Below are 13,230 nucleotides of genomic sequence, written 5' to 3' on the forward strand. Positions count from 1 at the left end.
AGAATATGGGTATGCATCAAGATATGGAAAAAATTTTAATTACTGAAGAACAAATTCAACAAAAAGTAAAAGAGTTAGGAGCATTATTGACGAAAGAATATGAAGGGCGCTTTCCGCTTGCGGTTGGTGTATTAAAAGGTGCTATGCCGTTTATGGCAGACTTAATTAAGCATATAGATACATATTTAGAAATTGATTTTATGGATGTATCGAGTTATGGCAATGCGACAGTATCGTCTGGAGAAGTGAAAATTTTGAAAGACTTAAACACATCCGTTGAAGGTCGTGACGTGCTCATTATTGAGGATATTATTGATAGTGGTTTAACACTCAGCTATTTAGCCGACTTATTCCGCTATCGCAAAGCAAAATCGATTAAAATCGTGACTTTGCTCGATAAACCGTCTGGTCGCAAAGCGAATATTGAAGCAGATTATATCGGTTTTATCGTTCCGGATGAATTCGTTGTCGGTTATGGGTTAGACTATTGTGAGAAATACAGAAATCTTCCGTACATCGGTGTGTTAAAGCCAGAAGTATACAGCAAATAATTTTTTCATGCACATCGTTTGTTTTGGAACGTTTTTCTATGATACTATTGACTATAGCGTGTTTTAAGTGTGGGAGGAGGTAGGAAATGAACCGCATTTTCCGTAATACAATCTTTTACTTGCTTATTTTCCTTGTCGTCATTGGTGTTGTGAGCTTTTTAAATGGCGGCAATCAACGGGCGGAACGGATGACGTACGATGCGTTCATTACCCATCTAGAAAATGGTGATGTAAAGTATGTCTCGTTGAAGCCGGAGCGAGGCGTTTATGAAATTCGTGGGCAATTAAAAACTTATGCTGAAGGGCAGTTTTTTACGACATACGTAGCAAACAGCCCACAAGTTCTTCAGCGAATCGATGAGGCAGCGAAGCAGGCGAAGGTAGAAGTGTTGCCTGCTGATGAAACGAGCGGATGGGTGACGTTTTTTACGTCCATTATTCCGTTTATCATCATTTTTATTTTGTTCTTCTTTTTATTAAATCAAGCGCAAGGCGGCGGCAGCCGAGTGATGAATTTTGGCAAAAGCCGTGCGAAACTGTATAACGAAGATAAGAAGCGCGTGCGCTTTAAAGACGTTGCCGGTGCGGATGAAGAAAAGCAAGAACTTGTTGAAATTGTTGAGTTTTTAAAAGATCCTCGCAAGTTTGTCGAGCTTGGCGCTCGCATTCCAAAAGGGGTTCTTCTCGTCGGACCACCAGGAACAGGGAAAACGTTATTGGCAAGAGCTGTTGCTGGGGAAGCAGGTGTCCCGTTTTTCTCTATTAGCGGTTCAGATTTCGTTGAAATGTTTGTCGGTGTCGGTGCTTCGCGTGTACGTGATTTATTTGAAACAGCGAAGAAAAATGCTCCTTGTATCATTTTCATTGACGAGATTGATGCGGTCGGGCGTCAACGTGGTGCTGGCTTAGGTGGAGGTCACGATGAAAGGGAGCAAACATTAAACCAATTGCTTGTTGAAATGGATGGATTTAGCGGAAATGAAGGCATTATTATTATCGCGGCAACAAACCGTCCAGACATTTTAGACCCTGCCCTTTTACGTCCAGGTCGTTTTGACCGTCAAATTACGGTTGACCGTCCAGATGTGAAAGGACGTGAAGCGGTTCTTCGTGTACACGCGCGCAACAAGCCTCTTGATGAATCTGTTGATTTAAAAGCGATTGCGATGCGTACACCTGGTTTTTCTGGTGCAGATTTAGAAAACTTATTAAATGAGGCTGCACTTGTTGCTGCTCGACGTAACAAGAAAAAAATTGATATGAGCGATATTGATGAAGCAACGGATCGTGTCATTGCTGGTCCTGCTAAGAAAAGTCGCGTCATTTCTGAAAAGGAACGAAAAATTGTCGCTTATCACGAAGCAGGTCATACAGTCATTGGCATGGTGCTTGCTGATGCGGAAATGGTACATAAAGTAACGATTGTCCCGCGCGGTCAAGCAGGTGGCTATGCGGTCATGTTGCCAAAAGAAGATCGTTATTTTATGACAAAACCAGAATTGCTTGATAAAATTACAGGCCTTCTCGGTGGACGCGTGGCGGAGGAAATTGTTTTTGGCGAAGTGAGTACAGGAGCACATAACGATTTCCAACGTGCAACAAGCATCGCTCGTCGCATGGTTACGGAGTTTGGTATGAGCGATAAACTTGGACCGATGCAGTTTGGTCAATCTCACGGTCAAGTGTTTTTAGGTCGTGATTTGCATAACGAGCAAAACTACAGCGATCAAATCGCATACGAAATTGACCTTGAGATGCAACGCATTATTAAAGAATGTTATGAAAAAGCTAAGCGTGTATTAACAGAAAATCGCGACAAGCTAAACCTCATTGCGAATACGTTGCTTGAAGTTGAAACGCTTGATGCGGAGCAAATTAAGCATTTGTTCGAGCACGGTACGTTACCAAATCGAAATGGTGATAAACAAGAAGAGGTAAAAGTAAATATTCAAACGAAAAAAGAAGAATAAAGGTGTCTCTTTTTATAAGAGGCATCTTTTTTTACCGTCCGCTCAAACGAGTATGGTATGATGAAAAAAGGAACAAATTGCGAAAAGTGGGGATGAGTGATGATTTTTGTATTAGACGTTGGAAACACAAATACGGTACTAGGTGTATATGATGGAGACGAACTGAAGTTTCACTGGCGCATTGAAACGAGCCGAAGCAAAACAGAAGATGAATACGGGATGATTGTGAAAATGTTGTTGCAAGATGTCGGATTGCATTTTTCTGACATTGACGGCATCATTATTTCTTCCGTTGTTCCGCCAATTATGTTTGCGTTAGAACGAATGTGTACAAAATACTTTCATATTAAGCCCCTCATTGTCGGTCCAGGCATTAAAACAGGGCTGAACATTAAGTATGACAATCCGAAAGAAGTCGGAGCAGACCGAATTGTCAATGCTGTAGCGGGCATTCATTTGTACGGTGCACCGCTTATTATCGTTGATTTCGGTACAGCAACAACATACTGTTATATTAACGAGCATAGACAATATATGGGAGGAGCTATTGCGCCAGGTATTACGATTTCCACGGAAGCGCTTTATTCTCGAGCCGCTAAACTTCCGCGTATTGAAATTGCCCGTCCAGACGATATTATTGGGAAAAATACAGTAAGTGCGATGCAGGCTGGTATTTTATATGGATATGTCGGACAAGTAGAAGGAATTGTGTCACGGATGAAAGGAAAAAGCACTATTCCTCCAAAAGTAATTGCAACAGGTGGATTAGCATCACTAATTGCCCATGAATCGAAGGTGATTGATATCGTCGATCCGTTTTTAACGTTAAAAGGATTGCAATTGTTATATGAGCGAAACAAGAAAGGTGAGTGACAGCAATGGCAGATTATTTAGTAAAAGCGTTGGCATACGATGGTCAAGTGCGAGCGTATGCAGCACGAACAACAGAAACGGTTCAGGAGGCACAAAGGCGACATGAAACGTGGCCAACAGCGTCTGCTGCTTTAGGTCGTGCCATGACGGCGGGTGTGATGATGGGGGCCATGTTAAAAGGAGATAGCCAAATTACAATTAAAATTGAAGGTGGTGGACCTATTGGACATATTCTTGTTGATAGTAACGCCAAAGGACATGTGCGTGGCTACGTATCCAATCCACATGTTCATTTTGAATTAAATGCGAATGGGAAGCTCGATGTCGCCCGGGCAGTTGGGACAAATGGGACATTAACAGTGGTGAAAGACTTAGGGTTACGCGATTATTTTACAGGACAAGTTCCGCTCGTATCTGGAGAACTTGGTGAAGACTTTACATACTATTTCGTTTCCTCTGAACAAACGCCATCGTCCGTTGGGGTTGGTGTGTTAGTTAACCCAGATTATACGATATTAGCGGCTGGTGGTTTTATTTTACAACTCATGCCGGGAACAGAAGAAAAAACAATTGCCGACATTGAAAAAAATTTAGCTACTATTCCGCCGATCTCCAAAATGATCGAAAGTGGTTTGACGCCGGAACAAATTTTATATGAACTGCTCGGTGGGGAACAAAATGTAAAAATTCTCGAAACGATGCCCGTGTCATTTGTTTGTCGTTGCTCGCGTGAACGAGTAGCAGATGCCATTATTAGCTTGGGAGCGGAAGAAATTCAGCAAATGATTGATGAGGAAGGGAAAGCGGAAGCATCTTGTCATTTTTGTAATGAAACGTACACATTTTCGGCCGAAGATCTTGAGGAGTTAAAAAAATTAGCAAAACAAAAATAAATGATTGACAATTTCGAAAATAACTGATAAATTGGTTACAAATTCTATAAAAATACTCGGGATTAGGGGTGGATGAAATGGCGCGTGTAGTACAATCCATTACAGAGTTAATTGGTCAAACACCGGTAGTAAAGTTAAATCGCATCGTTGATGAAAATAGCGCAGACGTATATTTGAAGTTAGAGTTTATGAATCCGGGAAGCAGCGTAAAAGACCGGATTGCGCTTGCGATGATTGAAGCAGCAGAAAAAGCCGGGAAAATTCAGCCTGGGGATACAATCATTGAACCGACAAGTGGAAATACGGGAATTGGTTTAGCGATGGTTGCTGCTGCAAAAGGATATAAAGCCATTTTTGTTATGCCTGATACGATGAGTTTAGAGCGTCGCAACTTACTTCGCGCTTATGGAGCGGAGCTTGTGTTAACCCCAGGGAGCGAAGGGATGCGAGGTGCTATTCAAAAAGCAGAGCAGCTTGCACAAGAGCACGGTTATTTTATGCCGCAACAATTTAAAAACGAAGCAAATCCGGAAGTGCATCGTTTAACGACAGGAAAAGAAATCGTTGAACAAATGGGCGATCAATTAGATGCGTTTGTAGCTGGCATTGGAACGGGTGGAACGATTACAGGAGCTGGAGAAGTGTTGCGCCAAGCATACCCAAACATTAAAATTTATGCTGTTGAACCAGCTGACTCTCCTGTGCTTTCAGGTGGAAAACCAGGTCCGCATAAAATACAAGGTATCGGTGCAGGATTCGTCCCAGATATTTTAAATACATCCATTTACGATGAAGTCGTCACTGTAAAGACAGAAGAAGCATTTGCAGCGGCTCGTCTAGCTGCTCGCCAAGAAGGTATTTTAGGAGGCATTTCATCTGGTGCAGCGATTCATGTAGCATTGCAAGTGGCGAAAAAATTAGGAAAAGGAAAGAAAGTGTTAGCAATTATTCCAAGTAACGGTGAACGTTATTTGAGCACACCACTATATCAGTTTGAAGAATAATTCGGCAAGGACATTCTTGCCGAATTTTTTTTCGTGATTGTTTCTATATGTTCGTTGTACAATAAGCGTATGGACTGATGGAGAGGAGTGACATCTTTGAGCCAGCAAAAGCGACGACCGATGATGAAAAAAATCTCATACGCACAACGTGACTGGTTTTCGCAATATAAAGCATTGTCGCGAAAACAGTTGCATCATGTTTTGCTTGAAAGCGGTCGGGACGGCCGATACAGTATTATCGGCTTACAACCATTTGCGGTTGTCATTGGAAAAGATGACAAGTTGACAGTGTGGCAGAAGCATCGCACAGAGACGTTTGAAGGGAATATATTGCAATCATTAAAAAAATGGTTGAATCAATGGAGGATAGACAAATTAGAGGAAGGTCCAGACTTTCAAGGTGGGGCGATCGGCTACATTAGTTACGATTGTGCCCGGTATATTGAAAAGCTCCCTTCGATCGCACGTGACGATTTAAACATGCCTGATTTATATTTTTTAGTATTTGACGATGTGTTTGTATATGACCATGATGAATCATCTCTTTATTTTATTACTCATTATGTAAATGGGGAAGAACGCCAAGCGCGTGAACGTCTTGAACGGTACGAGCAATTATGGACAACGGAATTTACCGATGCTTCTCGTCCGTTTATTCCGAACTATGAAAAAGAAGAAACGGTGTCAATGAGCGAAGAGCAGTTTATGGAAGCTGTCGAAAAAGTGCGTGCGTATATTGCGCAAGGCGATGTTTTTCAAGTGAACTTGTCTGTGCGACAGTCGAAACGGTTACTTACTCATCCGTTTGCGATTTATGAAAAATTACGTACATTAAATCCATCACCATACATGGCATATATGCATTTTCCTGAATTTCAAATCGTGAGCGGCTCCCCAGAGTTACTTGTAAAAAAGAAGGGGGAGTATGTGAGTACACGTCCGATTGCAGGAACGCGTTCACGTGGTAAAACAATTCAAGAAGATGAACAAATTGCTCAGTCATTATTAGCAAACGAAAAAGAGCGAGCGGAACATTTAATGCTTGTTGATCTGGAGCGTAATGATCTTGGACGTGTATGTGCATATGGGACGGTACACGTAGACGAGTTTATGGTAATTGAAAAATATTCTCATGTAATGCATCTCGTTTCCCATGTTTCTGGACGACTTGCAGAAGGGAAAGATGCGTTTGATGTGATATCAGCTGTGTTTCCAGGTGGAACGATTACAGGGGCTCCGAAAGTACGAACAATGGAAATTATCGAAGAGCTAGAGCCTGTTCGACGTGGTGTTTACACAGGTTCCATTGGTTGGATCGGATTTAACGGCGATATGGAGCTAAACATTGCGATTCGAACGATGATTGCGAAAGATGGTCTTGCCTATGTACAGGCAGGGGCAGGAATCGTTATTGATTCTCAACCAGAACATGAATATAAAGAATGTTTAAAGAAAGCATTTGCCTTATGGAAAGCAAAAGAGCTGAGCGAAGAAGAGTATGTACAATTAAGCATGAGGTGAGCAAAATGATTTTAATGATTGATAATTATGATTCATTTACGTATAACTTAGTCCAATATTTAGGGCAATTAGGGGAAGAATTAATCGTTAAACGAAACGATGAAGTAACGATTGCTCAAATTGAACAACTTCAGCCACATTTTTTAATGATTTCGCCTGGTCCTTGCAGTCCGAATGAAGCAGGCATCAGCATGGAGGCGATTCAATATTTCGCAGGGAAGGTCCCGATTTTTGGTGTATGTCTTGGTCACCAGTCGATTGCGCAAGTGTTTGGCGGGGAAGTTGTTCGGGCGGAACGTTTAATGCACGGGAAAACATCGCCCATTTTTCATGATGGAAAGACGATTTTTACTCAAATTCCGAATCCGTTTACCGCTACGCGTTATCATTCGTTAATTGTAAAAAGAGAAACATTGCCCGATTGCTTTGACATTTCCGCATGGACAGAAGAAGGAGAAATTATGGCTATTCGCCATAAAACATTGCCGATTGAAGGGGTGCAGTTTCATCCTGAGTCGATCATGACGGAATATGGTTTAGAGATGCTTAAAAATTTCATTACACTATATAGACGAAAGTGATGCCTTATGTTCGTTTATGTAAATGGACAAGTTGTAAAAAAGGAAGATGCTCGTATTTCTCCGTTTGATCATGGATTTATGTATGGGCTTGGGGTGTTTGAAACGTTTCGCGTATATGATGGACATCCATTTTTGCTTGATGATCATTTAGCTCGTCTTCATAACGGACTCGATATGCTCAACATTTCATGTTCTATCACTCGAAATGATGTTTTGCATATTCTTTCCCAATTGTTACAGGCTAACGGTTATCGCGATGCGTATGTTCGTTTAAACGTTTCAGCTGGAATCGGAGATGTTGGGTTGCAAGTGGAACAATATACACATCCGACGATCATTATGTATATGAAACGTATTCCAGCCTTTGCGGAAGAGAAAGTATGTAAAACTTTACAAGTGAAACGAAATACGCCAGAAGGGTGTATTCGCTTAAAATCGCATCACTATTTAAACAATATTTTAGGTAAAAGGGAAATTGGTCATCATCCAAATGTAGAAGGCATTTTCCTTACAGAAGAAGGATGTGTAGCAGAAGGGATTGTTTCTAACATTTTCTGGGTGAAAGATGGTGTTGTGTACACCCCTGCCGTACAAACGGGGATTTTAAACGGTGTGACCCGAATGTTTGTGATCGATTTACTACACTCATGGGGCATTCGTGTGGAAGAAGGTTTTTATTCGCTACAACAGCTAAAAAGCGCAGATGAAATCTTTTTAACAAATTCCATTCAAGAAGTTGTGCCGGTTTGTCGGCTAGATGAGGATATATATCCCGGGAAATGTGGGGAAATAACAAAACGTCTACAACGTGCGTACGCATCGTTTACAACGCATTTATGGACAAGGTACGACAGAAAGGATGGGTACGTCAATTGATTAATGTCATTTATTGCGGAAAGCATAAGTTAGATTTACGAAAACAAACAGTTATTATGGGCATTTTAAACGCAACTCCTGATTCTTTTTCTGATGGTGGGAAGTTCAATCACGTAGAGCAGGCAATTGAACGGGCAAAACAACTTGTAGCTGAGGGAGCGCACATCATTGATATCGGGGGCGAATCAACTCGCCCCGGGGCTGAAAAAGTACCGCTTGAAGAAGAATTGCGTCGCGTCATTCCCATTGTGGAAGCAGTAGCCAAAGCGGTGGATGTGCCAATTTCTATCGATACGTATAAAGCAGAAGTCGCAAAACAAGCCATTGAAGCAGGGGCTACGATGATTAACGATGTTTGGGGAGCAAAAGCCGATCCGAATATGGCTAAAGTAGCGGCTAATTACGGTGTTCCGATTGTATTAATGCATAATCGTCACGATCGCAATTATAAACATTTTATTTCAGATATGATCAATGATTTAAAAGAGAGTATTCATCTCGTAAAGCAAGCAGGTGTGACCGATGAACAAATTATTATCGATCCAGGTATTGGTTTTGCTAAAACAGTAGAGCATAATTTAGAAGTGATGCGTCGATTAGATGAGTTTGCAGTCCTTGATTATCCTATTTTGTTAGGAACATCACGAAAGTCATTTATTGGGCATGTGCTTGATTTACCCGTCCACGAACGAGTAGAAGGAACAGGAGCAACCGTTTGTCTCGGCATTGCGAAAGGCGTGCATATCGTTCGTGTACATGACGTTTTACCGATCGCTAGAATGGCTAAAATGATGGATGCGATGATCGGGAGAGGGTGAGAGTATGAGCGATAAAATTTACGTTCAGCAAATGGAGTTTTACGGTTATCACGGGGTGTTTCCTGAGGAAAATAAACTCGGTCAACGTTTTTACGTTGATGTTATGATTGAAACGGATTTAAGAAAAGCAGGTGTAACGGACGATTTAAGTGAAACGGTTAATTACGCACATATATATGACATATGTCAAAGTATCGTTGAAGGAAAGCCGTTTAAATTGATCGAGGCAGTAGCGGAACGTATTGCTGAGCAAATTTTATCTACGTATACAACGATTTCGTCGTGTACAGTCAAGGTGACGAAGCCAAATCCACCTATTAAAGGTCACTATGCGTATGTGGCAGTTGAAATGACGAGAGGGCGTTAACAAATGGAACATATTGCTTATATTGCATTAGGCTCAAATATAGGAGATCGTTTTGATTATTTACGTAAAGCGGTCACGGCTTTAAATAACCATTCATGTATTTCTGTTTTAGCGACATCTTCCGTTTATGAAACAGATCCGGTTGGATATGTCGAACAAGCTTGTTTTTTAAATATGGTTGTAAAGGTTGCTACGTCGCTATCTCCATTTGCTTTGTTAGAAGCAACGATGGACATTGAAAAACAGTTTGGTCGAAAACGAGAAGTTCATTGGGGGCCACGAACGTTAGACCTTGACATTTTGCTATATAATCACGAAAATATTGAAACAGAACAACTTATCATTCCGCATCCGCGCATGTATGAACGGGCGTTTGTATTAATCCCGTTGTTTGAAATAGATGAATCGCTAATTATTCCTTCCGTTCAACGTCCTTTACGTTCGTACGTTGAACAGTTATCGGACCAAGGTGTTCGTATATGGAAAAGTCGCAAAGCGGTGGAGGAACAATTTATGTTAGCAAGAAAGGAGGGAGTTTAATGTTTAAAATCGGAAATGTACAAATTAATAATCCTGTCGTGCTTGCTCCGATGGCGGGCGTATGTAATTCAGCTTTTCGTCTAACTGTAAAAGAGTTTGGTGCAGGACTTGTTTGTGCAGAGATGGTTAGCGATAAAGCGATTTTATTTAATAATCCAAAAACAATGGGCATGCTCTATATTGATGAGCGTGAAAAACCATTAAGCTTGCAAATTTTTGGTGGAGAAAAAGAAACGCTTGTACAAGCGGCCAAATATGTAGATAAGCATACGAATGCGGACATTATTGATATTAACATGGGATGCCCTGTTCCGAAAATTACAAAATGTGATGCGGGGGCAAAATGGCTATTAGATCCAAATAAAATTTACGACATGGTAGCGGCGGTTGTTGATGCCGTAGAAAAGCCTGTAACGGTAAAAATGCGGATTGGTTGGGATGAAAACCACATTTATGCTGTTGAAAATGCTCAGGCGGTGGAACGAGCAGGCGGACAAGCTGTTGCAGTCCATGGGCGAACACGCGTACAAATGTATGAAGGAAAAGCGGATTGGAACGTTATTAAACAAGTAAAAGAAGCCGTTCGCATTCCTGTTATCGGTAACGGCGATGTCCAGACTCCTCAAGATGCAAAACGAATGTTAGAGCAAACGGGCGTCGATGGTGTGATGATTGGCCGAGCTGCCCTTGGTAATCCGTGGATGATTTATCGTACAGTTCGTTATTTGGAAACAGGTGATCTCATTCCGGAACCATCTGTGCGTGAAAAAATCGAAGTATGCATTTTGCATTTAGATCGTTTAATCGCTTTGAAAAACGAGTATATCGCTGTAAAAGAAATGCGCAAACATGCTGCGTGGTACTTAAAAGGTATTCGTGGAAACGCCAAAGTGCGCAATGCGATTAACGAATGCCAGACGCGCGATGAGCTTGTGACGTTACTTATGAATTTTGTCGAAGAAGTTGAAGCAAAAGAAAGTGATGTTGTGATGGAAGTATAAAGCATACTGTCAGCTCATGCTGGCAGTATGGCTTAAAAAATAAAAGGTCATTGGAGTGAACTTTGTTATGTCACATGAAGAATTAAATGATCAACTGTTAGTTCGTCGTGAAAAGTTACATAAGTTACGTGAAAAAGGAATTGATCCATTCGGGAAACGATTCGAGCGCACACATAAGGCTGAAGAGTTGTTTGCGCTATACGGTCATTTATCGAAAGAGGAACTTGAGGAGAAACAAATTCATGTTTCTGTAGCCGGTCGCATTATGACAAAGCGTGGCAAAGGAAAAGCTGGATTTGCACATATTCAAGATTTAACAGGGCAAATTCAAATTTATGTGCGCAAAGACGATGTTGGCGAAGAGCAGTATGAAATTTTTGATACGTCAGATTTAGGGGATATTGTTGGTGTCCAAGGCACAGTATTTAAAACAAAAGTGGGCGAGCTATCTATTAAAGTGCATGCATATGAAATGTTAACAAAATCGTTGCGTCCACTCCCTGAAAAGTACCATGGGCTTAAAGACATTGAGCAACGTTACCGCCAACGTTATCTCGATCTAATTATGAATCCAGAAAGCAAAAAAACATTTATTACACGCAGCTTAATCATTCAGTCCATGCGTCGCTATTTAGATCAAAAGGGATATTTAGAAGTAGAGACCCCTATGATGCATTCGATTGCTGGAGGGGCTGCGGCTCGTCCGTTTATTACGCATCATAACGCTTTAGATATGACGTTGTATATGCGTATTGCGATCGAATTGCATTTAAAACGTTTAATTGTTGGTGGATTAGAAAAGGTATATGAAATCGGTCGTGTATTCCGAAACGAAGGTATTTCAACGCGCCATAATCCAGAGTTTACAATGCTTGAGCTTTATGAAGCTTATGCTGATTACACAGATATTATGAAATTGACAGAAGATATGATTGCGCATATTGCTCAAGAAGTGCTCGGAACTACAAAAATCCAATACGGAGAATATGAAGTAGATTTAACTCCTTCTTGGAAACGACTTCATATGGTTGATGCGATTAAAGAGTATGTTGGTGTTGACTTTTGGAAGCATATGAGCGATGAAGAAGCTCGTCAACTAGCGAAAGAACACGGAGTAGAAGTAGCTCCGCATATGACATTCGGTCATATTGTAAATGAATTTTTTGAACAAAAGGTAGAACAACACCTTATTCAGCCGACATTTATTTACGGTCATCCGGTTGAAATTTCGCCTTTAGCGAAGAAAAATCCAGAAGATCCTCGTTTTACAGATCGATTTGAACTATTTATCGTTGCCCGTGAGCATGCAAATGCATTTACAGAATTAAACGACCCAATTGATCAACGGGAACGATTTGAAGCGCAATTAAAAGAAAAAGAACAAGGAAATGACGAAGCGCATGAGATGGACGAAGATTTTATCGAAGCGCTAGAGTACGGTATGCCACCAACAGGTGGATTAGGAATTGGTATTGATCGCCTTGTTATGTTGTTAACGAACTCACCATCGATTCGCGATGTGTTGTTGTTCCCTCAAATGCGCCATAAGTAATTGCGAAAGTCCCGAGATGATCGGGACTTTTTTAAAAAAAAAGAGAAAAAATATATTGCTAAAAGATAATCAAATATGATATATTACTAATCGTCCGTGTTGAAGATAACACGAAAAAGTAAAAAATAAAAAAGTGTTGACAAGAAAAATCGTAAATGTTATATTGAAAAGGTCGCTTCAAAAGCGACAAGATGTTCCTTGAAAACTGAACGAAGCGAAAAGCGTACAGAAGCTAAGGATAACTTTTCTATGGAGAGTTTGATCCTGGCTCAGGACGAACGCTGGCGGCGTGCCTAATACATGCAAGTCGAGCGGACGATTCAAAAGCTTGCTTTTGGATCGTTAGCGGCGGACGGGTGAGTAACACGTGGGTAACCTGCCCTATAGACGGGGATAACACCGAGAAATCGGTGCTAATACCGGATAACACGGAAGACCGCATGGTTTTTCGTTGAAAGGCGGCGCAAGCTGTCGCTACAGGATGGGCCCGCGGCGCATTAGCTAGTTGGTGAGGTAACGGCTCACCAAGGCGACGATGCGTAGCCGACCTGAGAGGGTGATCGGCCACACTGGGACTGAGACACGGCCCAGACTCCTACGGGAGGCAGCAGTAGGGAATCTTCCGCAATGGACGAAAGTCTGACGGAGCAACGCCGCGTGAGCGAAGAAGGCCTTCGGGTCGT

General features: G+C 41.5%; 13 protein-coding genes and 1 rRNA gene. All 14 read left to right on the forward strand.

Annotated features, from left to right (window positions below; all coding sequences use genetic code 11):
• The first annotated feature begins 5 nt into the window (after positions 1–5).
• The gene (hpt, locus tag JV16_RS11580) at positions 6–551 is read left to right on the forward strand and encodes a hypoxanthine phosphoribosyltransferase (protein WP_021095786.1); all 546 of its coding nucleotides are present in this window, start codon (positions 6–8) and stop codon (positions 549–551) included.
• Between the two features lie 86 nt (positions 552–637).
• Positions 638–2,521 (forward strand): ATP-dependent zinc metalloprotease FtsH, encoded by a 1,884-nt coding sequence (gene ftsH, locus JV16_RS11585; RefSeq protein WP_021095787.1) that lies wholly within the window; start codon positions 638–640, stop codon positions 2,519–2,521.
• A 99-nt stretch (positions 2,522–2,620) separates the two neighbouring features.
• Positions 2,621–3,394, forward strand: a complete 774-nt coding sequence (locus JV16_RS11590) for a type III pantothenate kinase (RefSeq protein WP_042535935.1) — start codon at positions 2,621–2,623, stop codon at positions 3,392–3,394.
• A gap of 5 nt (positions 3,395–3,399) precedes the next feature.
• A complete protein-coding gene (gene hslO, locus JV16_RS11595; RefSeq protein WP_021095789.1) occupies positions 3,400–4,287 on the forward strand; it encodes an Hsp33 family molecular chaperone HslO in 888 nt (295 codons plus the stop codon).
• 77 nt (positions 4,288–4,364) lie between these two features.
• Positions 4,365–5,291: a cysteine synthase A gene (gene cysK / locus JV16_RS11600; RefSeq protein ID WP_021095790.1), complete on the forward strand. Its 927-nt coding sequence runs from the start codon at positions 4,365–4,367 to the stop codon at positions 5,289–5,291.
• A gap of 120 nt (positions 5,292–5,411) precedes the next feature.
• Entirely contained in the window at positions 5,412–6,812 is a 1,401-nt protein-coding gene (gene trpE / locus JV16_RS11605; protein WP_042535945.1) for an anthranilate synthase component I, read from the forward strand.
• A gap of 5 nt (positions 6,813–6,817) precedes the next feature.
• Positions 6,818–7,393 (forward strand): aminodeoxychorismate/anthranilate synthase component II, encoded by a 576-nt coding sequence (pabA, locus tag JV16_RS11610; protein ID WP_042535937.1) that lies wholly within the window; start codon positions 6,818–6,820, stop codon positions 7,391–7,393.
• Positions 7,394–7,399: 6 nt separating this feature from the next.
• Positions 7,400–8,269, forward strand: coding sequence for an aminodeoxychorismate lyase (pabC, locus tag JV16_RS11615; RefSeq protein WP_042535939.1), 870 nt, complete (start codon positions 7,400–7,402; stop codon positions 8,267–8,269).
• Positions 8,270–8,325: 56 nt separating this feature from the next.
• Positions 8,326–9,087, forward strand: a complete 762-nt coding sequence (folP, locus tag JV16_RS11620; RefSeq protein ID WP_223249791.1) for a dihydropteroate synthase — start codon at positions 8,326–8,328, stop codon at positions 9,085–9,087.
• Between the two features lie 4 nt (positions 9,088–9,091).
• Positions 9,092–9,454, forward strand: a complete 363-nt coding sequence (folB, locus tag JV16_RS11625) for a dihydroneopterin aldolase (protein WP_042535943.1) — start codon at positions 9,092–9,094, stop codon at positions 9,452–9,454.
• Positions 9,455–9,457: 3 nt separating this feature from the next.
• On the forward strand, positions 9,458–9,994 hold the full coding sequence (folK, locus tag JV16_RS11630) for a 2-amino-4-hydroxy-6-hydroxymethyldihydropteridine diphosphokinase (RefSeq protein ID WP_021095796.1): 537 nt from the start codon (positions 9,458–9,460) through the stop codon (positions 9,992–9,994).
• Positions 9,994–10,995, forward strand: a complete 1,002-nt coding sequence (gene dusB / locus JV16_RS11635) for a tRNA dihydrouridine synthase DusB (protein ID WP_021095797.1) — start codon at positions 9,994–9,996, stop codon at positions 10,993–10,995. Before folK ends, dusB begins: the two co-directional genes overlap by 1 nt.
• A gap of 67 nt (positions 10,996–11,062) precedes the next feature.
• Positions 11,063–12,547 (forward strand): lysine--tRNA ligase, encoded by a 1,485-nt coding sequence (gene lysS / locus JV16_RS11640; RefSeq protein WP_021095798.1) that lies wholly within the window; start codon positions 11,063–11,065, stop codon positions 12,545–12,547.
• 246 nt (positions 12,548–12,793) lie between these two features.
• A 16S ribosomal RNA gene (locus tag JV16_RS11645) occupies positions 12,794–13,230 on the forward strand; the annotation flags it as partial.

Origin of the sequence: Anoxybacillus ayderensis, from assembly GCF_000833605.1 — a bacterium.
Taxonomy (GTDB): Bacteria; Bacillota; Bacilli; order Bacillales; family Anoxybacillaceae; genus Anoxybacillus; species Anoxybacillus ayderensis.

Bases quoted from the DNA above. Each gene is read 5' to 3' on its own strand.
- hpt (WP_021095786.1), top strand. From the start codon at position 6: ATGGGTATGCATCAAGATATGGAAAAAATTTTAATTACTGAAGAACAA.
- ftsH (WP_021095787.1), top strand. From the start codon at position 638: ATGAACCGCATTTTCCGTAATACAATCTTTTACTTGCTTATTTTCCTT.
- JV16_RS11590 (WP_042535935.1), top strand. From the start codon at position 2,621: ATGATTTTTGTATTAGACGTTGGAAACACAAATACGGTACTAGGTGTA.
- hslO (WP_021095789.1), top strand. From the start codon at position 3,400: ATGGCAGATTATTTAGTAAAAGCGTTGGCATACGATGGTCAAGTGCGA.
- cysK (WP_021095790.1), top strand. From the start codon at position 4,365: ATGGCGCGTGTAGTACAATCCATTACAGAGTTAATTGGTCAAACACCG.
- trpE (WP_042535945.1), top strand. From the start codon at position 5,412: ATGATGAAAAAAATCTCATACGCACAACGTGACTGGTTTTCGCAATAT.
- pabA (WP_042535937.1), top strand. From the start codon at position 6,818: ATGATTTTAATGATTGATAATTATGATTCATTTACGTATAACTTAGTC.
- pabC (WP_042535939.1), top strand. From the start codon at position 7,400: ATGTTCGTTTATGTAAATGGACAAGTTGTAAAAAAGGAAGATGCTCGT.
- folP (WP_223249791.1), top strand. From the start codon at position 8,326: ATGGGCATTTTAAACGCAACTCCTGATTCTTTTTCTGATGGTGGGAAG.
- folB (WP_042535943.1), top strand. From the start codon at position 9,092: ATGAGCGATAAAATTTACGTTCAGCAAATGGAGTTTTACGGTTATCAC.
- folK (WP_021095796.1), top strand. From the start codon at position 9,458: ATGGAACATATTGCTTATATTGCATTAGGCTCAAATATAGGAGATCGT.
- dusB (WP_021095797.1), top strand. From the start codon at position 9,994: ATGTTTAAAATCGGAAATGTACAAATTAATAATCCTGTCGTGCTTGCT.
- lysS (WP_021095798.1), top strand. From the start codon at position 11,063: ATGTCACATGAAGAATTAAATGATCAACTGTTAGTTCGTCGTGAAAAG.